At 65.6% G+C, this 26661-nt stretch carries 28 protein-coding genes and 1 rRNA gene; 16 read left to right on the plus strand and 13 right to left on the minus strand.

Annotated elements, in window-relative coordinates:
- Nucleotides 1–117, minus strand: a 16S ribosomal RNA gene (locus tag ACSC1Y_RS00005); the annotation flags it as partial.
- A gap of 896 nt (nt 118–1013) precedes the next feature.
- Between ACSC1Y_RS00005 and ACSC1Y_RS00010 the strand changes: the two genes are divergently transcribed.
- From ACSC1Y_RS00010 to ACSC1Y_RS00025, 4 genes are all read left to right on the plus strand, one after another.
- Nucleotides 1014–2204 (plus strand): S8 family peptidase, encoded by a 1191-nt coding sequence (locus ACSC1Y_RS00010; RefSeq protein WP_435332489.1) that lies wholly within the window; start codon nt 1014–1016, stop codon nt 2202–2204.
- Nucleotides 2205–2309: 105 nt separating this feature from the next.
- Nucleotides 2310–3455 (plus strand): S8 family peptidase, encoded by a 1146-nt coding sequence (locus ACSC1Y_RS00015; protein WP_435332490.1) that lies wholly within the window; start codon nt 2310–2312, stop codon nt 3453–3455.
- Nucleotides 3456–3621: 166 nt separating this feature from the next.
- Nucleotides 3622–4860, plus strand: coding sequence for a S8 family peptidase (locus tag ACSC1Y_RS00020; protein ID WP_435332491.1), 1239 nt, complete (start codon nt 3622–3624; stop codon nt 4858–4860).
- Nucleotides 4861–5019: 159 nt separating this feature from the next.
- Nucleotides 5020–6297 (plus strand): S8 family peptidase, encoded by a 1278-nt coding sequence (locus ACSC1Y_RS00025; protein ID WP_435332492.1) that lies wholly within the window; start codon nt 5020–5022, stop codon nt 6295–6297.
- A gap of 1 nt (nt 6298) precedes the next feature.
- Here the strand turns inward: ACSC1Y_RS00025 and ACSC1Y_RS00030 are convergent, their stop codons facing one another.
- From ACSC1Y_RS00030 to ACSC1Y_RS00040, 3 genes are read right to left on the minus strand one after another with little or no spacing between them, the layout of a single operon-like run.
- The gene (locus tag ACSC1Y_RS00030; protein WP_435332493.1) at nt 6299–6844 is read right to left on the minus strand and encodes a GNAT family N-acetyltransferase; all 546 of its coding nucleotides are present in this window, start codon (nt 6842–6844) and stop codon (nt 6299–6301) included.
- A gap of 1 nt (nt 6845) precedes the next feature.
- Nucleotides 6846–7790 (minus strand): NAD-dependent epimerase/dehydratase family protein, encoded by a 945-nt coding sequence (locus tag ACSC1Y_RS00035; RefSeq protein ID WP_435332494.1) that lies wholly within the window; start codon nt 7788–7790, stop codon nt 6846–6848.
- A gap of 23 nt (nt 7791–7813) precedes the next feature.
- Nucleotides 7814–8872, minus strand: coding sequence for a class I SAM-dependent methyltransferase (locus ACSC1Y_RS00040; protein ID WP_435332495.1), 1059 nt, complete (start codon nt 8870–8872; stop codon nt 7814–7816).
- Nucleotides 8873–9066: 194 nt separating this feature from the next.
- On the opposite strand from ACSC1Y_RS00040, the gene ACSC1Y_RS00045 reads away from it, so the two are divergent.
- The 5 genes from ACSC1Y_RS00045 (at nt 9067) to ACSC1Y_RS00065 (ending at nt 12583) form a co-directional block, all read left to right on the plus strand.
- A complete protein-coding gene (locus ACSC1Y_RS00045; protein ID WP_435332496.1) occupies nt 9067–9630 on the plus strand; it encodes a tRNA (cytidine(56)-2'-O)-methyltransferase in 564 nt (187 codons plus the stop codon).
- Between the two features lie 138 nt (nt 9631–9768).
- Nucleotides 9769–10305 (plus strand): transcription factor, encoded by a 537-nt coding sequence (locus ACSC1Y_RS00050; RefSeq protein ID WP_435332497.1) that lies wholly within the window; start codon nt 9769–9771, stop codon nt 10303–10305.
- Entirely contained in the window at nt 10305–10970 is a 666-nt protein-coding gene (locus ACSC1Y_RS00055; RefSeq protein ID WP_435332498.1) for a DUF2110 family protein, read from the plus strand. The genes ACSC1Y_RS00050 and ACSC1Y_RS00055 overlap by 1 nt, the downstream gene beginning before the upstream one ends.
- Before the next feature lie 4 nt (nt 10971–10974).
- Nucleotides 10975–11793, plus strand: coding sequence for a DUF5803 family protein (locus tag ACSC1Y_RS00060; protein WP_435332499.1), 819 nt, complete (start codon nt 10975–10977; stop codon nt 11791–11793).
- Nucleotides 11794–11887: 94 nt separating this feature from the next.
- Entirely contained in the window at nt 11888–12583 is a 696-nt protein-coding gene (locus tag ACSC1Y_RS00065; RefSeq protein WP_435332500.1) for a competence/damage-inducible protein A, read from the plus strand.
- Nucleotides 12584–12680: 97 nt separating this feature from the next.
- Here the strand turns inward: ACSC1Y_RS00065 and ACSC1Y_RS00070 are convergent, their stop codons facing one another.
- A complete protein-coding gene (locus tag ACSC1Y_RS00070) occupies nt 12681–13211 on the minus strand; it encodes an ester cyclase (protein ID WP_435332501.1) in 531 nt (176 codons plus the stop codon).
- A 317-nt stretch (nt 13212–13528) separates the two neighbouring features.
- Between ACSC1Y_RS00070 and ACSC1Y_RS00075 the strand changes: the two genes are divergently transcribed.
- Nucleotides 13529–14620: an ATP-NAD kinase family protein gene (locus ACSC1Y_RS00075; protein WP_435332502.1), complete on the plus strand. Its 1092-nt coding sequence runs from the start codon at nt 13529–13531 to the stop codon at nt 14618–14620.
- Nucleotides 14621–14774: 154 nt separating this feature from the next.
- Nucleotides 14775–15806, plus strand: coding sequence for a PhoU domain-containing protein (locus tag ACSC1Y_RS00080; RefSeq protein ID WP_435332503.1), 1032 nt, complete (start codon nt 14775–14777; stop codon nt 15804–15806).
- A gap of 178 nt (nt 15807–15984) precedes the next feature.
- Here the strand turns inward: ACSC1Y_RS00080 and ACSC1Y_RS00085 are convergent, their stop codons facing one another.
- Nucleotides 15985–16443 carry a DUF7528 family protein gene (locus tag ACSC1Y_RS00085; protein WP_435333160.1) on the minus strand — a complete coding sequence of 153 codons (459 nt, stop codon included), beginning with the start codon at nt 16441–16443 and terminating at the stop codon, nt 15985–15987.
- Nucleotides 16444–16488: 45 nt separating this feature from the next.
- Nucleotides 16489–17859: an LEA/WHy family protein gene (locus ACSC1Y_RS00090; protein WP_435332504.1), complete on the minus strand. Its 1371-nt coding sequence runs from the start codon at nt 17857–17859 to the stop codon at nt 16489–16491.
- Between the two features lie 145 nt (nt 17860–18004).
- Here ACSC1Y_RS00090 and ACSC1Y_RS00095 point away from each other — a divergent pair, with 145 nt between their 5' ends.
- Genes ACSC1Y_RS00095 through ACSC1Y_RS00110 form a run of 4 tightly spaced genes read left to right on the plus strand, consistent with a single transcriptional unit; the run spans nt 18005 to nt 19794 of the window.
- Complete coding sequence (locus ACSC1Y_RS00095) at nt 18005–18223, plus strand: DUF7525 family protein (RefSeq protein WP_435332506.1); 219 nt, start codon at nt 18005–18007, stop codon at nt 18221–18223.
- A gap of 58 nt (nt 18224–18281) precedes the next feature.
- Entirely contained in the window at nt 18282–18506 is a 225-nt protein-coding gene (locus ACSC1Y_RS00100) for a DUF7123 family protein (protein WP_435332507.1), read from the plus strand.
- A 44-nt stretch (nt 18507–18550) separates the two neighbouring features.
- Nucleotides 18551–18985: an SRPBCC family protein gene (locus ACSC1Y_RS00105; protein ID WP_435332508.1), complete on the plus strand. Its 435-nt coding sequence runs from the start codon at nt 18551–18553 to the stop codon at nt 18983–18985.
- On the plus strand, nt 18982–19794 hold the full coding sequence (locus tag ACSC1Y_RS00110) for a nitrilase-related carbon-nitrogen hydrolase (protein WP_435332509.1): 813 nt from the start codon (nt 18982–18984) through the stop codon (nt 19792–19794). The genes ACSC1Y_RS00105 and ACSC1Y_RS00110 overlap by 4 nt, the downstream gene beginning before the upstream one ends.
- A gap of 300 nt (nt 19795–20094) precedes the next feature.
- Here ACSC1Y_RS00110 and ACSC1Y_RS00115 read toward each other — a convergent pair whose 3' ends face one another.
- The 3 genes from ACSC1Y_RS00115 to ACSC1Y_RS00125 all read right to left on the minus strand — a co-directional run bounded on the left by ACSC1Y_RS00115 (nt 20095) and on the right by ACSC1Y_RS00125 (nt 22809).
- A complete protein-coding gene (locus ACSC1Y_RS00115) occupies nt 20095–20247 on the minus strand; it encodes a hypothetical protein (protein ID WP_435332510.1) in 153 nt (50 codons plus the stop codon).
- A 162-nt stretch (nt 20248–20409) separates the two neighbouring features.
- The gene (locus tag ACSC1Y_RS00120; RefSeq protein ID WP_435332511.1) at nt 20410–21942 is read right to left on the minus strand and encodes an aldehyde dehydrogenase family protein; all 1533 of its coding nucleotides are present in this window, start codon (nt 21940–21942) and stop codon (nt 20410–20412) included.
- A gap of 39 nt (nt 21943–21981) precedes the next feature.
- Nucleotides 21982–22809, minus strand: a complete 828-nt coding sequence (locus tag ACSC1Y_RS00125; protein ID WP_435332512.1) for an RIO1 family regulatory kinase/ATPase domain-containing protein — start codon at nt 22807–22809, stop codon at nt 21982–21984.
- Nucleotides 22810–22912: 103 nt separating this feature from the next.
- Between ACSC1Y_RS00125 and ACSC1Y_RS00130 the strand changes: the two genes are divergently transcribed.
- Nucleotides 22913–24055 (plus strand): acyl-CoA dehydrogenase family protein, encoded by a 1143-nt coding sequence (locus ACSC1Y_RS00130; RefSeq protein ID WP_435332513.1) that lies wholly within the window; start codon nt 22913–22915, stop codon nt 24053–24055.
- A gap of 31 nt (nt 24056–24086) precedes the next feature.
- Here the strand turns inward: ACSC1Y_RS00130 and ACSC1Y_RS00135 are convergent, their stop codons facing one another.
- The 3 genes from ACSC1Y_RS00135 to ACSC1Y_RS00145 all read right to left on the minus strand — a co-directional run bounded on the left by ACSC1Y_RS00135 (nt 24087) and on the right by ACSC1Y_RS00145 (nt 26607).
- Entirely contained in the window at nt 24087–24341 is a 255-nt protein-coding gene (locus ACSC1Y_RS00135) for a hypothetical protein (protein WP_435332514.1), read from the minus strand.
- Between the two features lie 71 nt (nt 24342–24412).
- Complete coding sequence (locus tag ACSC1Y_RS00140) at nt 24413–25669, minus strand: Glu/Leu/Phe/Val family dehydrogenase (protein ID WP_435332515.1); 1257 nt, start codon at nt 25667–25669, stop codon at nt 24413–24415.
- A gap of 80 nt (nt 25670–25749) precedes the next feature.
- On the minus strand, nt 25750–26607 hold the full coding sequence (locus ACSC1Y_RS00145; RefSeq protein WP_435332516.1) for an HpcH/HpaI aldolase/citrate lyase family protein: 858 nt from the start codon (nt 26605–26607) through the stop codon (nt 25750–25752).
- Between the last annotated feature and the right edge of the window lie 54 nt (nt 26608–26661).

Below are 26661 nucleotides of genomic sequence, written 5' to 3' on the forward strand. Positions count from 1 at the left end.
CCATAGGGTAGTTTGGCCACGTGTTACTGAGCTATCTGCTACGAATATGAATTCGTACAACTAGCATGGCTAAATCGAACTCCAATAGCAATGACCTCCGGCAGGATCAACCGGAATGTTCCCACACGGAAGTGTGGGGGTTGGCGGAAATTGCGTATTCGAGGTGTATGGTGTTCGACGAGATCCGATCGGATATCGCCGAACCAACCAAGGCTCATATCAGATTCAGTCTTGACGGCGGACCGCAGGGGCTGAATCCTCATACGTGGGTGGACGCACCGTCCTAGGGTGGGTCCTGGGCACCCCGTCGCCCGGGGCGCCCTTCACATTATGTACGAATGCCCGGTCAATATAAAAGGCCTACGAATCGGGGGCGCACTGACAGGCAATCTCACCGATGAATGTTCGATAACAATAGGGCAACGCATGGCAGGGAGATTCACCATACGGATTCAAGTTCGGAAAGTCCGGGATTCGATATAATAGTATGTTCGTGTGCGTGCGCGTAGAGCATCAAATCGTCCCAACGAGTTCCACGTCACCGTCACCATTCGGGTACGTCCCTGCGGCGTCACGAGAAGGGACTCAGACCGGCATCCGGGTCCCTCGTCGACGGCAGCATTGTCTCTCGAATCGGCGACCGACAGTTGATGCACGAGACCGTCGACGAGGTCGTCTCGAATCAGCACAGCACGCCGAGTCACACCCGCCCGAGGTGGGAAACGTCGATCGTCTCTGTGAGGGCCGAGTCCATCGACGCGCCAGTTGCGCTCGACGGCCACAGCGGCGAAAGTGGGCCACGGACCGACGAGCCTCAAGAAAATTTTGCCGGTACTTCAACGGAACAAACATATTATTACAGATATTTTCCCCGTTCGTTATTCGGAATCAGGTGTGGTAAGAGCCGTTGGATGGGCCACTTGTGTGGGTACTGCTCCCAAATCACGGTGTCTCCGGGCGGTGGAAATGAACCGAAAGCTACTAATATCCTATGCTGATTACCGTTGGCCCGGATGTCTGACAAAGACACACAACCGTCACGGCGTAACATTCTCAAGGCGACCTCGGGCGCACTTGCGGGTATGGGCGTCATCGGCCTCGGTGCTGCGGCACCTTCCGACAAGGTGGAGGTAAACGTCGGCTTCGACGGCGCGAGCGGACGACGCGCGACGCTGAGTGCAGCTGACGACGTCGTACGCGAGTTCAACTTCGACGCGGCGACGATTCAGCTGCCGAAGAAGGGCGCAGAGGCACTCGCCCGGAACCCGAACGTTCGGTACGTCGAGGAGAACGGCACGATGTACGCTCTCGCCCAGACCCAGGGCTGGGGTATCGACCGTACCGACGCAGACGTCGCACACGCGAACGGAGAGACGGGGTCGGGCGCGGACATCGCCATCCTCGACACGGGTATCGACTCAGACCACCCCGACCTGCAGGCAAACCTCGGCTCCGGGAAATCGTTCGTCCAGTGTAGTACGAAAGGTGGCTGCCGCTTCGGCGCGAAGCCAGCGGACAACACCTGTTACGAGTCCTGGGACGACGACAACGACCACGGCACGCACTGCGCGGGAATCGCGAACGCAGTCGACAATACGGAGGGCGTCGTCGGCGTCTCCACGCAGGCGACACTCCACGCGGTCAAGGTCCTCGACAAGTGTGGGTCGGGTTCGTTCTCCGACATCGCCGCCGGTGTCGAGTACACGGCCGACCAGGGCTGGGACGTCGCCAGCATGAGCCTCGGTGGCTCGTCAGGCTCCCAGGCGCTGCACGATGCGGTCCAGTACGCGGTGAACAAAGGTGTGTTCGTGGTCGCGGCTGCCGGTAACGACGGCCCGTGTTCGGACTGCGTCGGCTACCCGGCAGCATACTCCGAAGTCGTCGCGGTCTCTTCCACGAACTCGTCGGACGGGCTCTCGTCGTTCTCCTCGACCGGTCCGGAGGTCGAGATCGCGGCACCGGGCACCGACATCTACTCGTCTGTCGCCACGAACGGTGGCTACGACACCTTCTCGGGAACCTCGATGGCCTGCCCGCACGTCGCGGGTGCGGCCGGCCAGCTGATGGCGAACGGCTACACCAACACGGAAGCCCGGAACCAGCTTACGTCGACCGCCGAGGACATCGGTCTCGCGTCGAACGAGTCCGGTGCTGGCCTGCTCGACGTCGCCGCAGCTCTGGGACTCGACTCCAGCGACAACTGAGCGGCTCCATCACTCTCGGCGCTGTTATTTTTGTCGTATTGATTTTTTGCGTTTTCCCAGCGAACCCATGGTTTTAATCACTTCTGTATCCATTGGCTATTCGTAATGGCATACCACGACATCGATGGTTCGCGTCGACAGCTCCTGAAGGCGACTGGCGGTGCACTCGCAGCCGGCGGTCTCACCGGGCTCGCGTCGGCGGGCGCGACAGACGAAACGGTACAGGTGAACGTCGGCTTCTCCAACACCCGCGGGAAGCAGGCGGCCGAAGCCGCGGCCAAGTCGATCGTCTGGGAGTTCGCGTTCGACGCGATGACCATCGAGGTCGCAACGGCGGCGGTCGACGGTCTGCAGGAAGCAGCGGGCATCCGGTACGTCGAGCCGGACGAGGAGATGGAGGTCCTCGCGCAGACCGAGCCGTGGGGTATCGACCGCGTCGACGCCGAGGTCGCCCACGCGAACGGTGAGACCGGCGACGGCGCAGACATCGCCATCATCGACACGGGTATCGACCGGGGCCATCCGGACCTCGCCGACAATCTCGGGGAGGGCGTTTCGTTCCAGGGCGGAATCCAGACCAACCAGTGGAACGACGACAACGGTCACGGCACCCACTGTGCGGGTATCGCCGACGCCGTCGACAACTCCCAGGGGGTCGTCGGCGTCTCGACGAACGCCACACTGCACGCGGTCAAAGTTATGAACGCGGCAGGGACCGGTTCGACCTCCGACATCGCGAAGGGTATCGAGTGGACCGCCGACCAGGGCTACGACGTCGGAAGCCTCAGCCTCGGTTCCTCCTCGGGGTCGGAGACCCTCAAGGACGCGGTCTCGTACGCCGCCGACCACGGCGTGTTCCTCTCGGCAGCTGCCGGCAACGACGGAGAGTGTAGCGACTGCGTCGGCTACCCGGCAGCCTACCCCGAGTGCGTTGCGGTCTCCTCGACGAACCAGAACGACGAGCTCTCGAGTTTCTCCTCGCAAGGACCGGAGGTCGAGATCGCCGCACCCGGTTCCGACATCTACTCGACGTACCTGGCTGGCTCGTACAACACCCTCTCCGGGACCTCCATGGCCTGTCCCCACGTGTCGGGGGCGGCTGCCCAGCTGATGGCGAACGGCCAGACCGCGAGTGAGGCACGGAGCACGTTGAAGAGCAGTGCGGAGGACATCGGTCTCTCTGCGAACGAGTCCGGCGCCGGCCTGCTCGACGTGGCGGCGAGTCTGGGACTGAACTCGAGCGACGACTGACCGTCCGGTCGTAGCACGACCGTTCTCTCCGGAGTGCAGATTCGAAGACGACGCGTTTCCACTAGAGTTCCGTTCATTCCGATTGTTAATTTTGTAGTTAGAAACTCTAATTCACAGCCATCAACCGATAGATTTAATCGTGGCGCGATGGTCGTCACCAAGTGTCATGCCATCGGGCAACAACCGAATGTCGCGGCGACGGCTGCTACAGGCAACTGGTGGAACGCTCAGCGCGGCCGGAGTGGCCGGACTCGTGAGCGCCAGCCGGGGAGAGAAGGTCGAAGTGAACGTCGGATTCGACGGCGCACGGGGACGCGCACGCGTCGAGCGGGCGGCGAGTTCGGTCTCGCGCCGCTTCTCGTTCGACGCGATGACCATCGAAGTGCCACGGAAGGCGCTGAAAGGACTCCGGAAGAACCCGAACGTCCGGTACGTCGAGGAGAACGGACGGATGCACGCCATCCCGAACCGGCCGAGCACCCACAAGCCCCCGGGCAAGTGTAGTCCGTGGCCCGACTGCAAGGACGGCGGCAGCGGCGGCGGCGACACCAGCCAGACCCTGCCGTGGGGCATCGACCGCGTCGACGCCGAGGTAGCCCACGCGAACGGGGACACGGGCGCGGGCGCGGACATCGCCATCCTCGACACGGGTATCGACTCCGACCATCCCGACCTGCAAGCGAACCTCGGCTCGGGCACCTCGTTCGTGAAGTGCAAGGGCAAGGGCTGCAACTACGACTGGGACGACGACAACGAGCACGGCACCCACTGCGCCGGGACCGCCGGCGGAGCCGATAACTCTCAGGGCGTCGTCGGCGTCTCCACGCAGGCGACCCTGCACGCGGTCAAGGTCCTCGACAGCCGCGGTTCCGGAAGCTTCTCCGACATCGCGGCCGGCATCGAGTACGTCGCCGACCAGGGCTGGGACGTCGCCAGCATGAGCCTCGGGGCATCCTCTGGTTCCCAGACGATTCGCGACGCGGTCCAGTACGCCGACCAGCGTGGCGTCTTCCTCGTCGCCGCGGCCGGGAACTCCGGGCCGTGTTCTGACTGCGTCGGCTACCCGGCGGCCTACCCCGAGGTCGTCGCCGTCTCGTCCACGAACGACGCCGACGGGCTCTCGAGCTTCTCCTCGACCGGCCCCGAGGTGGAGATCGCCGCTCCCGGCTCCGACGTGTTCTCGACCGTTCCCGGCGGCTCCTACGATACGTTCTCCGGGACCTCGATGGCCTGCCCGCACGTCGCCGGTGCCGCCGGTCAGCTGATGGCCGGCGGGGCCTCCGCCTCGAACGTCCGGAACACCCTGACGAGTACCGCCGAGGACCTCGGCCTCCCGTCGAACGAGCAGGGAGCAGGTCTCCTCGACGTGGCCGCGGCGCTGAACCACGACTCTTCGAACAACTGAGCGGAGCTTCCCTCGGACGGCCTCCGGGGACTCCGCTGGTCCCCTCCACCGTCAGGGCGGCTGCATCGTCGCCGCCGGGAATCGACGGGAGAACGATTCTCTTCCCCTGTGAGCTGTCACCGTACAGCATCCTTAACCGTCCTGAGGACTACTGACTACATGGAGCGACGTTTCTCACGTAGAGCACTGCTTCGGGCCGCGACCGGAGCCATCGCGACCGCCGGCCTCGCCGGCGTCGCAGTCGGCGATACACCCGGAACCGAGCGCGTCCGTGTCAACGTCGGGTTCGACGGCCCACGAGGACGCGCGGCCGCTGTCCGGGCAGCTATAACCGTACATCACGAGTTCGCCTTCGACGCCCTCACCCTCACGGTCCCGCGGGCAGCCATCGAGGGGCTCGCACGTAATCCGAACGTCAGGTACGTCGAGGAGGACGGGACGTGGCAGGCGATTCCCCGGTGGCCGGGAGCCGCAGCCCCACCCGGCGGCTGCACGCCCTGGCCGGAGTGCAAGAACGGCGGCGGGGACGAACCGGCACCCGCCGAGACGCTGCCGTGGGGCATCGACCGCGTCGACGCCGAGGTCGCCCACGCGAACGGGAACACGGGCGCGGGTGCGGACATCGCCATCCTCGACACGGGTATCGACTCCGACCACCCCGACCTGCAAGCAAACCTCGGTGCCGGCAAGTCGTTCTACAGCTGTCAGGAGCAGGGCGGCGGCGGCAAGGGGAAGAAGCCGAGAGAGACTCGCTGCATCGAGACGTGGGACGACGATCACGACCACGGCACCCACTGCGCAGGCATCGCTGGTGGAGTCCACAACGACCTGGGCGTCGTCGGGGTGGCACCTGGTGCGACCTTGCACGCCGTCAAAGTCCTGAACAAGGACGGCTCGGGGCGCTGGAGCGTCATCGCGGCCGGCATCGAGTACGTCGCCGACCAGGGCTGGGACGTCGGAAGTCTGAGCCTGGGCGGCTCGTCGGGTTCACAGGCAGTCGCGGACGCCTGCAAGTACGCGGTGGACAACGGCGTCGTCCTCGTCGCCGCGGCAGGGAACGCAGGCCCGTGTTCTGACTGCGTCGGCTACCCCGCCGCGTACCCAGAGGTCGTCGCCGTGAGTTCGACCGAGAGCGACGACGACCTGTCGTACTTCTCGTCTACCGGCCCTGAGGTCGATATCGCCGCGCCCGGCACGTCCGTCTACTCGACGGTGAAAGACGGCGGCTACGACTGGTTCTCGGGGACGTCGATGGCGACGCCGCACGTCTCCGGTGCGGCGGCACTGCTGCGGGCGGCTGGAATCGCCCCCATAGACGTGAAAGGCGTGTTGACCGGGAGCGCCGAGAACGTCGGCCTGACCGATACCGAACAGGGTGCGGGATTGCTCGACGTCGCCGCAGCCCTCGGGCTTGACTCGTCGGACGACCTGAACTGAGTCACCCGGCCTGTCGGCGCTCGCGCCACTCCCGCGCCAGCAGCCCGTAGGTGTGGACGTCGTGACGCGAACCGCGCGCGAACCGGGCTTCGCGCCGGACTCCTTCGTGCGTGAACCCCAGTTTCTCCAGCAGCGACTGCGAGGGGTCGTTGAACTCGTACGCGTACGCGCAGATTCTGTGGAGTCCGAGTTCGTCGAAGGCGTAGTCGAACAGCAGTTCGCAGGCCGCCGTCGCGTATCCATTCCCGCGTTCGTCCGGGACGACGTGGACGCCGGCGTTGGCAGTGTCGTCGGGGCGACTGATGCGCTTGAGCGTGACCATCCCGACGTACTCGCCGTCGCGACAGATCGCGAGGGCGACCGTGTCGTCGGCTCGGAGCCACTCCATGTAGTCGTCCATCTCGTGTTCGTCGAACGGTTCCGGTGGCCCGCCGGCGCTCACTCGCGTCTGGGGGTCGTTACGGACTCGCTGGAGGTGAGGGCGGTCCTCGTCTTCGATGGGGCGCAGTTCGACCCGGTCGTCGCGGACGAACACCGGTCCGGGCATCTCAGTCCTCGTACTCCGCGCGGAGCTCTTCGAGAAGCTGACGGGCCGCCCGCCTGACCGCCTCGTCGCTCGACTGGCTCGGCTCCCAGCCGAGCGCGGAGAGCTTCTCGATGGACAGGCGCATCTTCGGGACGTCGCCGGTCCAGCCGCGGTCCCCGCCGGTGTACTCGTACTCGGGGTCGAGTCCCATCTCGTCGGCGACGATGTCGGCGATGGTGTTGACCGAGGTTGTCGTCCGCGTCCCGAGGTTGTAGACGTTGTAGTCCTTCTGGGCGGTCTCGACGACGTGACACATCGCGTCGATGCACTCCTCGACGTGGAGGTAGGACTTCTCCTGCAGGCCGTTGCCGAGGATGGTCAGCGTCTCCGGGTTCTCGAGCAGTTTCTCGATGAAGTCCGGGACGACGTTGCCCCGCTGGTTCGGACCGACGATGTTGGCGAAGCGGTAGACCCACGCCTGGACGCCGTAGGAGTGGGCGTACGTCGAGATGATCGCCTCGTCGGCGAGCTTCGACGAGCCGTAGATGCTGATGGGTTCGAGCGGCGCGTAGTCCTCCGGCGTCGGCATCGGGGCCTCGCCGTAGACGGTCGAGGAGGAGGTGAAGGCGAGCTTGTCGCAGCCGACCTCGTCCATGCGCTCGAGCACGTTGTAGGTCATCACGCCGTTCTCCTCGAACAGCTTCCGGTCGTCGTCGTAGTTCGTGTCGGTGTAGGCCGCGAAGTGGAAGACGATGTCAGTCTCCTCGGTGATGACGCGAGCCACGTCGTCCGGGTCGCACATGTCCGCCTTGTCGAACTCGACGTCGTCGGGGACGCGCTCGCGTGTTCCCTTCGAGAGGTCGTCGGCGACGAGGACGTCGTTGTCGTCGGAGAGCTTCGCAGCGAGGTGCGAACCCACGAGGCCGGCACCGCCGGTCACGAGGACTCGCTTTCCGGTGAGTTCCATGCTTTCGGGTGCACAGGCGGCGATTAAGTGCGTTCTGGTGTCGTCGGGCGGCGCGCCGTCGCGAGCGAGACACCGGGTGCCCGCCGGAGATTGGTCCGCGACGGCGACGTGAATCCCGCCGATTCGAGCCAGCCCGCTATCGACTCGTACGGGTAGACGCGCCCCCCGAGCAGGATACGGTAGTTCAGTCCGACGAGTGCGTTCATCGTTCGGGCGGTGGCGACGGGGCCGCTTCCCTCGAACTGGTCCAGCACCACGATTCGGCCACCGGGGGCGAGCGCGTCGAACAGACGGTCGAAGAGGCGGCGGTTCTCGGTGGGGTCGAACCCGTGGACGACGTTGAAGACGAGTGCGAGGTCGTACCCCGTCCCGAGTTCGTCGGTGAGGAGGTCGACGCCTCGCGTCTCGATGCGGTCGCCGAGTCCCGCGGCCGTGACGTTCTCGTCGGCGACAGCGAGGGCTGCCGGGTCGTCGGCGATGGTCGCCGAGACGCCGGGCGCCGACTCGCAGAGCCCGATTGTGTATCGGCCGTGCCCGCCGCCCGCATCGAGCACTCGTTCGACGCCGGACAGGTCGATAGCGTCGATGACCGCGGGGAGGGTGAGCCGGGCTGTGGCTTCGAACCCGCGTTGGGCGGAGGGCCAGCGGTTCTCGTTGTCGCCCAGCCACTCGTAGACGGTTCGGTCGGGCTCGCCAGTGCGAACCACTTCGGCCGCGGTGTCGTCCCAGAACGGAAACACGACGCGGTCCCAGAAGACGAACCAGTCGACGAGGGAGACCTCACCGACCATCCAGCGCTCGCTCAGCGGAGAGAGCGAGAACGCGCCGCCGTCCCGGTCCAGGTAGCCGGTCCTGACGAGGAAATCACAGAGGAGGACGAGCGAATCAGGATGGGCGTCGAGGGCGTCCGCGAGTTCGTCGGGTGTCGCCGGCGCATCCGCGAGCGCGTCGAAGAGCCCGACCTCGGCGGCGAGCGCGACCGACTTCAGGGTCCCGGCACCGAGCAGGTCGTAGATCGAACCGGGTGCCCGGTTCGCCCTGAGGACGTAGAGACGTTCCAGGAACCCGGGAACGTGTGGCATGGTCCCCGGTTGTCGCGCGGGCGAGAAGTAATTGGTGCAGGAAGGAGTGATGCTGGTGCAGGAGGGGATGAGGCAGGCACTAATGGTGTAGGAGGGAAGCGTCCCGGAGAGGACCCCGGGCCGGCTGCCCCTGGAGCCATCGCACCTGCACCGGAAGCGAAACCCCCTAACCCCTGTGCAGGCAAGGAGCGCCCATGCAAGGCGAACCCGAGGTCGCCGTCTGTCGGCTGGCACACCGGCCGGGGCGAGACGACCGGATGACGACGCACGTCGGGCTCACGGCGCGAGCCCTCGGCGCGGACCGGGTCATCTACCCGGACAACGCCGACCAGTCGCGCCGAACCGTCGAGGACATCACCGGCCGGTTCGGCGGCCCGTTCGAGGTCGAACTCGTCGAGTCGACGAGCCGCATCGTTCGGAACTGGGACGGCTCGGTCGTCCACCTGACGATGTACGGCGAGCGCGTACAGGACGTCGAAGAGGAGATCCGCGCCGTTCGAGCGGGGGACGGCGACGCCGACGCGGGCGACCCGCTCCTGGTCGTCGTCGGCTCCGAGAAGGTCTCGTTCGACATCTACGAGACTGCCGACTGGAACGTCGCCGTCACGAACCAGCCCCACTCCGAGGTCGCCGGTCTGGCCGTCTTCCTCGACCGGCTGTTCGACGGCCGCGAGCTCGACCGCGAGTGGGCCGACGCGGAGAGTCGAGTCGTCCCGATGGAGACGGGCAAGAGGGTCGTGCCCGCGGACGAGGAGTGAGACTGTCCGGGAGACGTGGCTGCGGGATAGCACATCGGTGGCGATAGAGTAACCGGTTGCACAGGCGTCCTCGAGGCAGGAAAATATCGAACGGCGAGTGACAAGACTTAATGGCGATACGGCCCCCAATTCGACGTAATGGCTTTTGAGGGACTGCTGGAAGACCCCGTCATCCAAAAGTATCTCCACGAACTCGTCGGTCCGAAGGGGATGCCCGTCGCCGCAGCCCCGCCGGACGGCGAGGTTACGGACGAAGAGCTCGCCGAAGAACTGGACCTCGAACTCAACGACGTCCGTCGCGCCCTGTTCATCCTCTACGAGAACGACCTGGCGACGTACCGTCGACTCCGTGACGAGGACTCCGGCTGGCTGACCTACCTGTGGACGTTCCACTACGAGAACATCCCGGAGAACCTCGAAGAGGAGATGTACCGTCTCCTCGACGCGCTCGATGAGCGTAACGACTACGAGCGAGACCACGAGTTCTACCTCTGTGAGGTCTGTTCCATCCGCTTCGAGTTCGGCGAGGCGATGGACTTCGGCTTCGAGTGTCCCGAGTGTGGCTCGCCGCTCGAGTCGATGAACAATCAGCGCCTCGTCGAGGCGATGGAAGACCGGCTCGACGCGCTTCGAGACGAACTCAACGTCGAGGCAGACGTGGAGCCGAGCGCATAATGGTCGTACTCGCGACCAAAGTCTACGTCTCCGGCGACGCACGCGACCGGGCCCTGGACGGCCTCCGTTCGCTGGTCGACAACTCGATCGGCGACCTCGACGTCGAGTACGACGTCGGCCTGCGTGGTGACGACTTCCCGAGCGTCACCATCTCCGGCGACGACGAGGTCGTCGCCCGGAACGTCCTCCGCGAGGAGTGGGGCGAGGTCGTCCCACAGCTCGAAGACGGGGAGACCTACGTCGGCACGCTCGAGTCGTGGGACGACGAGGGATTCGTCCTCGACGCCGGCCAGGACGTCCGCATCCCCGCCGACGAACTCGGCCTCGGCCCCGGCACCCCACAGCAGATTCGCGACCGCTTCGGGCTGGTCCAGCACCTGCCGATGCGGTTCGTCTACGGCGACACGCCCCGCCTGGCGGACGAAGAGCGCGACCGGCTGTTCGAGTGGACACGCGGGAACGGCCGCGTGAACGTCAACAGCGCGACCCGCGGCGAGACCCGCGCGACGGTCAACCGCGCCGGCCACGCACGGGACATCGTCACGGTCGAGCGGCTCGGTCTGCTCGAGCAGTCCATCGTCTGCACCGAGGGGACGGACCCGCCGGGTCTGCTGTCGAGCATCGGCGGCTACCTCCCGGCCGAACTGAAGTGCGTCGTCCCGTAGGATTATGAACCGGCGACTCCTCCTCGGCGTCGGGCTGCTGTTCGTTCTCGTCGCCAGCGCCGGCTGTACCTCTATCTTCGGTGGCGGTGTCTCGGACGAGAAACTCGACGAGAACGCCACCTACGACTGGGACCAGGTCCACGGTTGGGACGTCGACGAGAACGGAACGGCCAGACCGGTGAAGTCGAGCGAGACGACCGACGCCTACGTCAACGTCACGGGCGAGTCCTACCACGCGGTCTACCACCTCGAGAACTACTCGAAGGAGGACTTCGAGATGTGGACCCGCGGCATCAGCAACGAGGACCCCATCGACATCTGGGCGCTCCGGTACCGCTACCCGAACGGGACCGTCGTCAAAGGGTCGGAGCTGAACGTCTACAAGACGAACTACCGGACCCACGTCGAGCTGCCGAAGAGCGCGAACGGCACGAACGGGACCATCGCGTTCAGTGCCTCGGCAGAGCCGAAGAGCTTCTACCAGCCGAACTACATGGAGGGCTCGTACGAGGTCGTCCTCCCGAAGGGGATGCGCACCTCGTTCTTCCTGTTCGGTCAGATAGTCCCCGGCCCGGACGAGACGAACATCGAGGACGGCCGCCTCCACATCCGCTGGGAGAACGTCGACCGGACCATCTCGGTCAAGTACTACCTCCAGCGTGACTTCTACATCTTCATGGGGGCGGTCGGCGTGCTCGGATTGGCGACCATCATCGGGATGGCCTACTACTGGTACCGCATCAAGGAGCTGACCGCGCTCCGTGAGAACCTCGGGATGAGTATGGAGTTCGAAGACGACGGGAACGACCCACCCGGCTTCTGAGGGTCGGACCTCCCTCGCCCACGAGGCCAACTCGAACACCGACGAATCCGCCGCGGTGCTGGCATTCTTTACCGTCCACCACGAACGACGAGCCATGCAGGCAGCCGTGGTGACGGTCGGCGACGAACTGCTGAGTGGCGACACGGAGAACACGAACGCGACGTGGCTCTGTCGGCAGTTGACCGGCCGCGGCGTCGACGTCGAGCGGGTGTTCACCATCCCAGACGACATCGGTGACATCGCACAGATAGTCAACGAGAGCCACGCCGCCTACGACGCCGTGGTCGTCACCGGTGGGCTTGGGCCCACCCACGACGACATGACGATGGCGGGCGTCGCGGCCGCGTTCGGGCGAGACCTCGAGCGGAACGAAGCGGCTGAGGACTGGCTGACGGAGCACGGTGGATACTCGGCCGAGGACCTCGCGGAGGGCACGACCCACCTGCCGACCGGGGCCCGCGTCCTCCACAACGAGGTCGGCGTGGCCCCCGGCTGCGTGGTCGAGTCGGTCTACGTCCTCCCGGGCGTACCCGCGGAGATGAAGGCGATGTTCGAGCGCGTCGCCGACGAGTTCTCGGGGACAGTCGACCACGTCGAGACGGTCGAGGCCGCGGAACCGGAGTCGTCACTCGTCGGTCGGCTGGAGGAGCTCAGAGAGCGCTTCGACGTGACCGTCGGGAGCTATCCCGGTGAGCACGTCCGTGTCAAGCTGTCGGGACCGGACGAATCCGAGGTCGAGGAAGCGGCCGCCTGGCTCAGAGAGCGCGTCGAGTCCCCAGAAGGAGTGTAATCGGTCGGTCACCGCGCCGTCACTGGTCGGTCGCAGACCAGTCACCTGTCTCGCCGGTTTGTCGCCCGTCTCGCCAGTCGGTCACTCGTCTCGCCGGTCAATCGCCGCTCTTCAGGAACCCGTCGCGTATCTTCGCGGCGACTCGCCGGAGCATCGCTCGGGGCGACCGGTCGTCGAGGCCGAGCTGCTCGGCGACGCCCAGGGCGTCTTCGAAGCGCCAGACCTCCGCGATGCGGCCCTTCTCGAACCGGAACCGGAACACGGTCGGGACGCGGAACCGCCGCCCGGTCGCCGGGTAGACTCCCCGGCCCGGGATGGGGAGGTCACCGGTGTGGCGGCCACGGACGGTACAGTGCGCGACGAGCTCGTCGCCGTCCGTGACGGTGGCGTCGACGCCGATGGAGCAGTCGGAGAATATCTCGTGTTGACGGTCGATGTGTCGGCGGAGTGCACGCTGGCCTCGGACCGAGGTCCCCCAGCGGGCGAGGTGCAACACGGCGTCGGGAGTGAACAGCTCGTCGACGACGTCGGTCTCACCACGTGAGAACAGCTCGTCGAGTGCTCGTCGGGCCAGTATCCTGTTCGCGACGGCGCCGGAGCGCTCACCCACGCGTAGCTCGGTACTCATGCCCTCGATACGCGATGGGAGAGGATAGCGGTTCCGTCGTTTCAGTTCGTGTATATGTGGTACAGCCAGCCGACGGTGATGAGCAGGCTGGCGACGAGGACGACCCATCCCGTTCCTGCGAATGGCAGGGCGTTTCCGGTCTCAGCGAGTAGGACGTTCATGTGGGGGCGGTTCCGGGCGCGGTGGCTTAAGCGTTCACATCCGAGACAGCGGTCCGGGGGTCTCGGACGCGCCGTACCCGTCGGTGGGCCGTACGACTGCGCGGCGAGGTTCCCGGAAACGCGGGCTTTTTCCTCGCGTGTGCGTAAGCCGACGGTATGCGAATCGGGTTCGTCGTCAATCCCATCGCCGGGATGGGCGGCCGTGTCGGATTGAAGGGAACCGACGGGAAGGTCGACGAGGCACGGGCGCGCGGCGCCGAACCGAGGGCACCGGACCGGGCCGTCGACGCGCTGACCACGCTCCGCGAGACCGCACCCGACCTGACCCTGTTCACTGCAGCCGGCGAGATGGGTGCCGACGAGGCCCGGGAGGCCGGCATCGAGCCGGTCGTCGTCTACGGAGAGGAAGCGAGTGGAGACGGCTCGGCTGCGGAACCAACGGAGACGAGCGCCGACGACACTCGCGCCGCCGTCTCGGCGTTCCTCGATGAGGGCGTCGACCTGGTGCTGTTCGTCGGCGGGGACGGGACCGCCGTCGACGTTGCCGAGACCCTCACCGCCGCAGGAAGCGACGTCCCGATGCTCGGTGTGCCCGCGGGCGTCAAGATATACTCGTCCGTGTTCGGGGTCACGCCCCGCGCCGCTGGCCGTATCGCCGGCTCGTTCGACCGGGTCGAGGAACGGGAGGTGAACGACATCGACGAGGACGCCTACCGGGGCGGCGAGGTCGAGACCGAACTGAAAGCCGTCGTTCGGGTGCCCGTCGCAGAGCAGGTTCAGTCGTCGAAGCAGGTCGGCGGCGGGACGGTCGAATCCCTCGCAGAGGGATTCGCAGACGACGTCCGTCCGGGCGTCACGTACGTCCTCGGGCCGGGCAGCACCGTCGGCGCCATCAAGCGGGCGCTCGGGTTCGAGCCGTCTCCGCTGGGGGTCGACGTCTGGCGTGACGGCGAGGTACTCGTCCGCGACGCGACCGAGGCGCAGATTCTCGATGCACTGGGCGAGCACAACGAGGTCGTCGTCTCCCCCATCGGTGGCCAGGGCTTCGTCTTCGGGCGCGGGAATCACCAGATCTCGCCCGACGTCATCAGACGGTCAGAGGTGACCGTCGTCGCCTCGCGGTCGAAGCTCGACGACGTCGGCGTCCTGCGCGTCGATACCGACGACGAGGCGGTCGACGAATCGCTCCGCGGCTGGCAGAAGGTCCGCGTCGGCCGATACGAGCACCAGTTGTTGAAGGTCGTCTGAACCCTCGCCCCCGCCAGCGGCCAGTTACTGACGGCATACCGACAGTTTCAGAGTTGCCACCACCGAAGAATATTTGTACAACGTATTAGTCTATGCTGCTGAATATAAGGTACACACAGTCAGATATAAGGCTATGCTGGGGGTACGGGTGGACATGGAGACGCGAAAGGTGCAGCGGCTGGGTCCGTCCACGCTCGCCATGACGCTACCGGCCGAGTGGGCCAAAGAACACAACGTCGACAAGGGCGACGAGGTGTCCCTCCGCATGGGCGGGAAGGGCACCCTGACCGTCCTGTCCGAATCGGCGAGCACCGAGGAGTCGGAGGCCATCATCCACGCCGACAACCTCGACGCGGACGCCGTAGAGCGCGCCATCGTGGCACAGTACGTCCTCGGGCGTCGAGTCATCCGCGTCGAACACGCTGACGGCACGCTGCCGTCGGCGCACATCAACGCGGTCTATCGCGCGGAGACACAGCTGATGGGCCTCGGCGTCATCGAGGAGACGCCCGAGAGCATCTCCATCCGCTGTTCCGTCGACCCCGAGGACTTCACGCTCGACAACCTGCTCGAACGGCTCGAATCGACCGGCAGCACGATGCGAGGCGAGGCCATCAAGTCCCTCGCCCACGGCAACCCGGACCTCGCCCAGCGAGCCCTCAACCGGGAGCGACAGGCGAACAAGATCTTCGTCCTCCTGCTCCGCCTCATCTTCACGGCGTACCAGAACCCGAACCTCGCGCGCGCGGTCGGTCTCGACTCCGGCTTCCCGCTCATCGGCTACCGCTCCATCGCGAAGAACCTGGAGCTGACCGCCGACAACGCGGAGGACATCGCCGACATCGTCCTCGAGGCCGAGGGTCACTCGCTCAACGTCGATTCCGCGACGATGCGTCGCATCCGGGAGTTCACCGAGCAGGTCGACGAGCTGACCGCACTCGCCGTCGAGTCCGCGGTGACCCGGAACTACGACAAGACCATCGAGGCCCGCGAGCTGTTCCACGAGATCGGCGACCGGGAACGGGAGATACTGAACGACCTCCCGGAGATGGACAACGGCGACCTCTTGCAGGTCCGTGAGGTCCTCGTCAGCCTCCAGCAGACGGCCCAGTACGCGATGCGGAACGCGGAGATCGCCGTCAACCTGGCGCTCAACGAGGAGTCCGAGCACACGACCATCAACTGAGTCGGTACCGGCTCGTGCGGTCGGCTCTCCGTTTTCACCGAGGACATCCGTTTCGAATCTCACGCGGAGACAGCGGCCGCTGTTCACCGGCAGTGGTTACCTGAGACGTCCGAGAGACGGCACCACCGCTATCCGAGATGGTCTCTCTGCGCAAAAGGACGACGTCGACGACGGTGCCTCAGTCGGCTGAGGCGGTCACCCCGTCGGCGACGGTCTCGGGCTGGTCCGACTCGGTCCGCTCGGCTTTCGCGACCTGCAACGGACTCCGACTCGTTATCGAACAGTCGAACTCGGGATGCTCGGCGAAGTGGCGGACCAGCATGTGCCGGCGGGAGCCGGTGATGCCCGTCCGTCCAACCGCCTCTGCACCGAACTCGTCGGGGAGTCGGTCGTAGAGCCGTCGCAGTTCGGTGAAGCTCGCGAACACCTTGGCGTTGCCGGCGGAGTCTGCACCGCGTCTCGTCACCTCGTAGGAGCCGTCCTCGCGGTGGGCACCCGCGGTCCGGAAGAACTCGCGGCGCTCGACGAGGGCATCGCCGATCTGTTCCTGGAGGGCGATGGCCTCGCGTCTGCTCAAGGTACGCTCTGTCTCACCGATAGAAACGACGACCGATTCACAGTCTGATTCGACGGCAATCTCGTTACCGTCGGAGAACTCGACCAGGAGACTGGGTACTCCGGTTCATGTACTCATAGCTGTGAGAGCCCGGAAGTTAAACGTATCGCCGGTGGCACGAATCGCCAGTAGCCCGCTATCGAGGAGCCCGTCGTCGGTGGTGGTCGTCGACCCCTCCCCTCCGTCGCCAGCCGTGGTGGTCGGCTCAGACGTGGTTGTCGAGCCCGTGGTCGTGGACTGCCCCGCCGTGGTCGTTCCGCCGTCCGTCCCACTCGAACCGTCCGAGGAGTCGGTCGACGTCCCGTCGTCACCGTCGGTCGTCGACCCAGCGCCCCCGTCGTCCGTCGACCCAGCGCCCCCGTCGTCCGTCGACCCAGCGCCCTCCTCAGTCGTGGTCGTTCCCTCACCGGTTCCTGCAGAACCGTTACCGGTGGCGTTGGCCTTGTTCCCGAAGATGTCGGTCTCGATCGTCTCCTCGTAGGTGAACTTGTCCATGGGCACCCGGACGCTGGTCCCGCTCACGTCGAGCGTCGCGTCGAAGTCTATCTTCAGGTCGGTCGTCTGGTTCCGTTCGATGTGGGTCACCCACCACTCGTCGAGCTTGTCGTTGTCGATGCGGGTGACCGTCGTCACCTTCGTCACCTGACCGGACTGCAGGACGTACTCACGGGTGTTCGTCCCGTTACCGACGGAAACGTTGTTCATCGTGATGTCGTACTCTATCTTCGAGACCGGAATCGGGTACGGCTTCGGGTTGTAGAGGTAGAAGTCGAGTACGATGGGCGTCTCCTCGCTGGTGACGTTGCCCCACTGCCCGGCCGTCTCGTTGACGTAGAGGACCGGGTCCGAGACGAACGCTCTGTTCGCGTTCACCTCGCGGGTCTCGGTGGAGTTGAACGACGAGAGGATGTCGGTCTGCACCGTCTGCTGGTTCGTCACCGGGAACGACCGGCCGATGAGACCAGAATCGATGGACGCCTCGATCTCTACGTCCGTCTGCTCGCCGTTCTGGAGGTGGCTGACCCACCATGCGGGTATCTTCTCGTTCTGGAGTCCGGTCCGCATCGTCACCGTCGAGTTCCCCGGTGGCGTCGATATCTCGTCTTTGTGCCCGCTCGCCATCTCGATGCCGTTCATCGAGACGGTGTACTCTGCGGAGGCGTCGAGGAACTTCGAACCGATGGGATTCGGATTCGAGACGTGCAGGTCGGAGACGACGACGGTCTCCGACTCGTTGACGTCGCCGAAGCGGTTGTCGACCCCGTCGAGCGTCGGCAAGCCGACGCCGAGGACGCCCGCGACGACGACGAGTGCGAGCACGAGCGAGAGGAGCGCGATGCCGGCGATGCGTAATTTGCTCCCGAACAGTGCCGACACCACGCCGAACCCGCCGTCGTCTCCGTCCGATTCGCCCGAACCGTCGGTACCAGTCGCCATTCGGTCAGAAACACGCACCACGGGCTAGAAATAGGTGACGCACCCGAGCCGGATCGACGCAGGGCGGCGGCGACCCCCGCGTCGGGGGTCGACCCGGCCGCCGCGGACAGTGAGAACTAAGGGTCTGCCCCGGGAAACGACGGCTATGACCGCGACATCGAGCCAGTCGTCCGACAAGGGACTCGGCATGGGCCTGCTGTTCGGAGCCGCGACGATACTGAGCGCCGCCGGGATGGTTACCTTCGGCGTCGAAGCACTGACCGCGGAGGGCCACGGCGCACAGCACGCAGGAGCGTTCGCCTTCGCCGCCGCCACCATCTTCGCCATGCTGTCCATCGTCGCTATCCAGTGGTACGAGGCGTAGACGAAACTGCCCAAGCGACAATCGTTATTAGCGTGAGTAACGTAGACACCGCTAGACGATGAGCGACTACTCCGAAGAGGAGACCAAGATTCTGGCGTACCTGCACGACAGCGTGTCCCGGGGCCAGCAGTACTTCCGCGCGAAGAACATCGCGGACGCCCTCGGCCTCTCATCCAAACAGGTCGGCTCGCGGCTTCCGCGGCTCGCCGAGAAGTCGGAGGACGTCGAGATCGAGAAGTGGGGCCGCTCTCGCTCGACGACCTGGAAGGTAACGCTCAGCTGAAGGGATTCCACGACGCTTTTTACTGTATAGCGACCAGCAATCGTATGACAATCCGGGTAGAGCGGACGTTCACGTTTCCAGTTCGACCCGAGCGCGTCTGGGAGTTCATCGCAGACCCGGAACGCCGGGCACGGCCCATCAGCGTCGTCTCCGACTTCGAACTCGACGACGCCGAGGGCCGACGAGCCACCTGGTACGTCGAACTCCCGATTCCACTCCTCAACAAGACCGTCCCGGTCAAGACGCGCGACGTCGAGCGGCGCGAACCCGAGTTCGTGAAGTTCGTCGGACGCTCGCGCGTGATGGAGGTCACCGGCGAACACGAACTGACGGCGACCGACGACGGCTGTCGGCTCACGAACCGGTTCGTCGTCGAGGGGAAGCTCCCGGGCGTCGAACGGTACTTCAAACGTCACCTCGACGGTGAACTCGACAACCTCGAAGCAGCCATCGAGGACTACCTCGCTGCAGAACGATGAAACTCGCACTCGCACAGCTGGCGGTGGAAGCCGCTGACGTGGAGGGTAACCTCGACCGCGCCGAGACCGCCATCGCGGACGCCGCGACGGCCGGTGCGGACCTCGTCGCGCTGCCGGAACTGTTCGACGTCGGCTACTTCGCCTTCGACGTGTACGACCGGTTCTCGCAGGGGCTCGGCGGTGAACGCCTCGAACGTCTCTCGACGGCCGCCGCCGAGAACGACGTCGCCCTCCTCGCGGGGAGTATCGTCGAGGACCTCGCGGAAACGGCGGCCGAGACCGACGTCGAGACGCCCGCCGACGAGGGACTCGCGAACACGGCCGTCCTCTTCGATTCGAACGGAGAACGACAGCTCGTCTACCGGAAGAACCACCTGTTCGGCTACGACTCGGCCGAGTCCGAACTGCTGACCCCGGGCGAAGCGACCCCGGTCGCGGAACTCGGCGGATTCACCGTCGGTGTCACGACCTGCTACGACCTCCGCTTCCCCGAACTGTACCGGGACCTGGTCGATACTGGTGCGGACCTGGTGCTCGTCCCCTCTGCGTGGCCCTACCCCCGCGTCGAACACTGGAAGACGCTCCCGCGAGCCCGCGCCATCGAGAACTTCTCCTACGTCGCCACCATCAACGCGAGCGCCGAGTTCGACGACGCGACCCTCGTCGGTCGCTCGACGCTGTACGACCCGTGGGGCACGCCCGTGGCGACGACCGACGACCGTCCAGACATCGTGTTCGGCGAGGCCGACCCCGACGAGATCGCTCGCGTCAGGGAGGACTTCCCCGCGCTCGACGACAGGCGCCGGTGATGCGTGCCGAAGTCACGGGGTTTATACGTGATGACGGCGAAGGTGCTGTTGCCGGTTAGGCGCTTTTCACGTCGATTCCGGCAATCCAACGCCCGTCGCACCCACGCCCGCGCCCACAGGCCGCTCCGCGGGGCTACCTAGGAGCCTAGCGCGGAACGGCCACATCTCGCCTCTCGTCCTCATTCGTTCAGTACCTCCGACTCGTCTTCAGTCACGACGCCGGCTGCCGGACTTCCGAGCGACAGCTATGCCGAGCTATCGGACGTCGGCTGGAGAATCGGGCTGGCGGCGTTCGCGTCCTCAGTGGCGCTGTCGATAGAGCTCTCGTTCGGTCTCTATCGCACGTCTCTGTACCGTATCGAGGGCTTTCTGCCGGTCATCCATCGTCGGCCTGGGTCGTTCCGGGTCACGGCGGAAGACGCTGGACAGTCGGGACCGTACGCGACCAATCATGCCATTGTGTAGCATTGTCTCAGTCTTAAATGTTCGCCGTCTGCCGGGTGTCGTCTGTTTCGACCAGGAGTAGGCTGTTCCAACAGCGGGTCGACGGATGAACGCGTCGCTCGGTCGGGTAGGAACCGAAAGAATCGTCGGTTGGGTGAGTCGCAGACCGGTTCAGTCGTCGGACGTCTTGATGTCCGCAGAGAGACCCTGGGCCATCTCGATGTCCTTCGAGTTGTTGAGCGTCCAGGCGGTCCGCTCGGTGACGGCCTCGATGACCTCACGCGCGGACGGGTAGCCGTTACCGGACTTCTTGACACCGCCGAACGGCAGCTGGACCTCGGCACCGATGCACGGCAGGTTACCGTAGGCGAGGCCGACCTCGGCGTTGTCGCGGTAGTAGTTGATCTGGCGGTAGTCCTCGGAGATGATGGCGCCGGCGAGACCGTACGGCGTGTCGTTGTGGATCTCGACGGCGTCCTCGATGTCGCCCGAGTACTTCATCAGGGCGACGTGCGGGCCGAAGCACTCCTCCTTGATGCAGCGGAGGTCCGGGTCGTAGTCGACCTCGTAGACGAACGGGCCGACCCAGTTGCCTTCCTCGTGGCCGTCCGGAATCTCGTCGTCGTCGAGTTCGAAGCGGTCGACAAGCACGTTGGCACCCTCCTCGCGGGCGAGCTCGTTGTGCTTCTGTATCTTCTCGACGTGGCCGGGCTCGATGGCCGGGCCCATGAACGTGTCCTCGGAGAGCGGGTCGCCGACGGAGACGTTCTTCGCGACCTCGACGTAGCGCTCTTTGAATTCGTCGTAGACGTCCTCGTGGACGATGAGGCGCTCGGAGGAGACACAGCGCTGGCCGGTCGTCTTGAAGCTCGACATCACGGCCGAGTGGACGGCGATGTCGAGGTCCGCCTCCTCGGTGATGACGATGCCGTTCTTGCCGCCCATCTCACACGCCGCGAGCTTGCCGGGCGTGCCGCCGACCTTCGAGGCGACCTCGTGGCCGACCTCGGCGGAGCCGGTGAACAGGACGGTGTCGGTGCGGTCGTCGTCGACGATCGCCGCGCCGACGTCACCGTAGCCCTGGACCATGTTGAACACGCCGTCCGGGATACCGGCGTCTTCGAACATCTCCGCGATGATCTGTGCGCACCACGGCGTCTGTTCGGCGGGCTTGAAGACGACCGTGTTGCCCTCGACCAGTGCGACCGCCATGTGCCAGTACGGGATGGCGACCGGGAAGTTCCACGGGGTGATGCAGCCGATGACGCCGCGCGGCTTGCGGCGCATGTAGGCGTCCTTCGCGGGAATCTCGGAGGGAACGACGTCGCCCTTCGGGTGGCGGGCGTCGCCGGCCGCCCACTCGACCATGTGGTACGCCTCGATTACGTCGGCGCGACCCTCGGAGATCTCCTTGCCACACTCCTTCGTCACGACCTCTGCGAGCTCCTCGGTTCGCTCTCGGAGCTCGTGGTATACCTCCCAGAGGTACTCGGCACGGTCGATGTGCGAGAGCTCTTTCCACTCCTCGAAGGCGTCCTCCGCGGCCGCCATCGCGGCGTCGACGTCGCTCTCTGTCCCGCGCTGGAACTCGCCGAGGGTCTCGCCCGTCGCGGGGTTGACGCTCTCGAAGGTCTCGTCACCCTCACCGTCGGTCCACTCACCGCCGATGTAGTGCTGGTAGGTTCCGGTGGCCTGCTGGCTCATAACAGGAGAAAATTTCTCTGGGCCGGGTCAAAAAGCCTGCTATGTGACGGACGAACCGTCGTCCGGACGACGGTTCGCGACCTTCTCCAGCTCCCCCTTGACCTGTGCCGCGTCGAAGTCGTGGTCCGGGCGCATGTTGACGAAGTCGAGGAACTCACGCGCCGCCAGCAGGTCGTCGACCGGGTAGACCTCGGCGGCGACGGCGACGGTCTCTCGGGCACCGATCATCGGCGCGAGGACGGCGAGCGCACAGGCGAGGTCGTACGCGCGAGCACCCGCGATGCCCTCGTCGCGCACGCTCGTCGCGTCGATGAAGAATATCTCGCCGTCGACGACGAGTACGTTCTCTCCGCGGACGTCACCGTGGGCGAGCCCGTTCTCGTGGAGCTGCTGGAGGACGCGAAAGAGCGGCTCCGCCAGTTCGCGCGTCTCCTCTGTCGAGACGTCGTCCAGCGTCCGGAAGTCCGGGAGGAACTCCAGAACGAGGACGCCGAGGTCGTCGACGGCGAACGTCTCGACCGGTTCCGGGGCGTTCAGACCGATGGCACGCATCCGTTCGGTCGCCTCGAACTCGTGTTCGGCCATGTGGAGCGGACTGGCGAAGTGGTCGAAGAAGCCCTCGGTGCCCGACGAGAACGCGCCGAGGTTCCGTCCCGCGGTGAACAGGGCGTGCACGAACGAGTTCTGCGGCGAGACGACCTTGACGAACCAGCGCTCGTCGACCACCATCGGCGTCGAGAGCCAGTTGTCGGCGTCAAGGAACTCGATGCGAACGGCGTCGTTGGGACTCCGCCGGGCCAGCTCCTGCCCGACCCGTTCGAGCTCCTCCCACGGTACGCTTCCGCGCACCCAGTTCCGCAGAGACATCTACTGGTTACGACGAGGCGACGGGGAGAGAAAACTCTTGTCTGGATGGGAGACCGCGCCGGCTCACAGAAGACTTTATTTCCGTTCTGGGCAAGCATTGCGTATGGACTTCGCTCTACCGGACGAGCACCGGATGATCCAGGAGGAGGTGCGCAAGTTCTGTGACGAGGAGATAGAACCCATCGCACAGGAGATAGAGAACGAGCACCGCTTCCCGGAGGAGATCTTCGACGAGCTCGGGAAGCTCGACGTGATGGGCGTCCCCATCTCCGAGGAGTACGGTGGACTCGGCGGTGACACGCTGATGTACGCAGTCGTCGCCGAGGAGCTCGGCCGCGTCTCCGGCTCCGTCGCCCTCTCCTACGTCGCGCACACCTCGCTGGCCTCGAAGCCGCTCGAACTGTTCGGAACCGAGGAACAGAAGGAACGCTGGCTCACACCGCTCGCCTCGGGCGAGTACATGGGTGCGTGGGCCCTCACGGAACCGGGCTCGGGCTCCGACGCCTCCGACATGGACACGACGGCCGAGAAGGACGGCGACGAGTGGGTGCTCAACGGCACGAAGCAGTTCATCACGAACGCCAACGTCGCCGGCAGCATCCTCGTGAAGGCAGTCACCGACCCCGGCGAGGGCTACGACGGCATCTCGACGTTTATCGTCGACCCCGAGGAGGACGACGGCTTCGAGGTCACGACCGTCTGGGACAAGATGGGCCTCAACGCCTCGCCGACGTGTGAGATACAGTTCGACGACGTCCGCCTCCCCGAGGACCGCATGCTCGGCGAGCGCGGCGAGGGCTGGAAACAGACGAAGAAGACGCTCGACGGCGGCCGCATCTCCATCGCCGCCATCTCGACCGGTCTGGCCCAGGGCGCCTACGAGGCCGCCAAGTCGTACTCGAAAGAGCGCGAGCAGTTCGGCCAGCCCATCTCGAAGTTCGACGCCATCCGCGACAAGATCGTCGACATGGAGCGCAAGATAGAGCGCGCCCGCCTGCTCACCCACAAGTCCGCGTGGGAGTACGACCAGGGCCAGCGCGTCACCAAGTCCTCCGCACTCGCGAAGCTCGACGCCTCCGAGGCCGCACGGAAGGTCGCCGAAGAGTCGGTGCAGGTGCTCGGCGGCTACGGCTACACCGAGGACTTCTCCCCGCAGCGGTTCTACCGCGACGCCAAGCTGATGGAGATAGGCGAGGGCACGTCCGAGATCCAGCATCTCGTCATCGGCCGCGAACTCGGGCTGTAGAACGGGTCGAACAGCCGCTCCTCTCTCGGTCTCAGAATCCGCGTCGCTCGTCGTCGTTCCGCTCTCGAAGCGTCTCCCTCGCCTTGTCCAGGTTCGCCCTGAACACCACGAGCATCCCCGCGAGCAGGACCACCCCGATGAGCGACCCGAGTAACTGGTGTCCCTGCGCGCGCAGCCACGGGAACAGGATGAGACCGTAGAACAGCAACACGGCGGCGTAGAGCCGGGAGTGGTTCTTGATGAAGTCGGTGGCCTGCGTGAGCGGCGAACGGGACGAGTCCTGCATGTTCGGCAGGCTACCGTTCCTGGCGGCAAGAAAATACCGGAGCAGTCGGTCGCTGATGCGCTGATTCCGGTCTACGGCCAGTTGCCGGCGCCCTCGTAGGCGTCGACGACGCGCTGGATGGCGTTGACGTAACAGGCCGTCCGGAAGTTCGGCGCGTCGTTGTTCTCGTAGGCGTCGGTCATTCGGTCGAAGGCGTCGACGATGATGGTCTCCAGTTCGTCGTTGACGCGGTCTTCCGACCAGTAGAAGCGCTGTCGGTTCTGGACCCACTCGAAGTACGAGACGGTGACGCCGCCCGCGTTCGCGAGGATGTCCGGGACGACGTAGACGTCGCGCTCGGTGAGCACGTCGTCGGCCTCGGGCGTGAGCGGTCCGTTCGCGGCCTCGACGATGACGTCGGCCTGCACTTCCTTCGCGAGGTCGCCGTCGATGGCGTTCTCGAGTGCGGCGGGGACGAGGAGGTCGACGTCCATCGTCAGCAGGTCGTCGTTGGAGAACTCCTCTTTCGCATCCTCGTAGCCCGTGACGGAGCCGGTCTCGCGCTTGAAGTCCTTGACGTCGACGGGGTCGAAGCCGTCGGGGTCGTGGATGGCGCCGGAGGAGTCGGAGACGGCGACGATGTCCGCGCCGAGCTCGTCGATGAGCTTCGCGGCGATCCAGCCCGCGTTCCCGTAGCCCTGGACGGCGACCTTCGCCTGCGAGATGTCGCGGTCGAGATAGTTGAAGACCTCGCGGGCGGCGAGCATGGTGGAGCGACCCGTTGCCTCGACGCGGCCCTCACTGCCACCGGACTCGATGGCCTTGCCGGTGATGACGCCGGGGGCGGTCGTTCCCTCGAGCGTCTCGTACGTGTCCTTGATCCAGTTCATCTCGCGCTGGCCCGTGTTCACGTCCGGCGCCGGGATGTCTTTGTCCTCGCCGATGATGGGGCGCAGCTCCGTCGCGAACGACCGGGTGACCCGCTCGAGTTCGTCTGCCGAGTACTCAGCCGGGTCGATGACGATGCCACCCTTGCCGCCCCCGTACGGGATGCCGACGGTCGCGCACTTGTACACCATCCAGCCGGAGAGGGCTTTGACCTCGTCGCGGGTGACGCCCGGGTGGTACCGGATGCCGCCCTTGTACGGGCCTCGGTCCCCGTTGAACTGCGACCGGTAGGCTCGGAACAGTCCGATGGAGCCGTCGTCGAGTTCGACGGAGAGGTTCGTCTCGAGCACGCGCTCGGGATTCTTGAGGCGTTCGAGGACGTCGTCCCCCACGTCGAGGTAGGCGGCCGCGTCGTCGATCTGCTCCTGGAGACTCTCGAACGGATTGGCCTCGTCTGTCATCAGGTGACAGCACTCAGACGGGCGGGTTAAGCGTGGCGAAAATATAATGGATGTCTACGATTAAATCCAAACTAAGGTCCTTATATCTTGTCGGCGGCCCGAGCCCGCTCGAGCACCCGCTCCGCCTGCGTGATGAGCGGCGCGTCTATCATCTCGCCGTCGACCTGGAAGACGCCGCGACCGTCTTCGTCCGCCTCCGCCTTCGCCTCCATGACCGCCCGGGCCCACTCGATACGGCCCTCGTCGGGGGTGAACGCGTCGTTGATGACGTCGACCTGCACCGGATGGATGGCCATCTTGCCGTCGTAACCGAGCTGGATGGCGAAGCGGGTCTCCTCAGCCAGCCCCTCCGAGTCGGAGAAGTCCGTGTAGACAGTGTCGATGGCGTCGACCTCGTGGGCCGCCGCCGCGACGACGACCTTCTCGCGCGCGTAGAGCACCTCGGTTCCCTCCTCGGTGCGCGTCGCCCCCACGTCCGCCGAGAGATCTTCCGCCCCGAAGACGAGCGCATCGGTCGACTCGGCCGCCGCGATGTCGGCTGCACCGAGTACCCCCGCCGCGGACTCGACGAGGGCGAGGACCGGCGGCGTCTCACCGACGTAGGCCTCGTCGAGGGCATCGACGTCCTTGCCGCTCGTCGCCTTCGGGAGCATCAGGGCGTCGAGCCGGAGGTCGTCGAGGTCGCCGTCCCCGGCGAGCCCGGCGATATCGTCCACCATCCCCGTGTCGACCGGATTGACCCGGACACAGACCTCACACTCGGGGTCGAACCCGTCCTCGGTGAGCAGCTCGCGGACCGCAGAACGGGCCTCGTCCTTGCGCGAGGGTGCCACGGCGTCCTCGAGGTCGAAGATGATGGTGTCGGCACCCGTGCCTGGCGCTTTCCGCATCAGTTCCGGTCGGTCGCCGGGAGAGAACAGCACACTGCGTCGAACCATGAAGGAGGCGACGGCGGCGGGGGTGTTGAATCCTGCCGTCCGTCCGTGTTCCCG

It is taken from the genome of Haloarchaeobius lipolyticus (genome assembly GCF_051208015.1).
Lineage (GTDB): Archaea > Halobacteriota > Halobacteria > Halobacteriales > Natrialbaceae > Haloarchaeobius.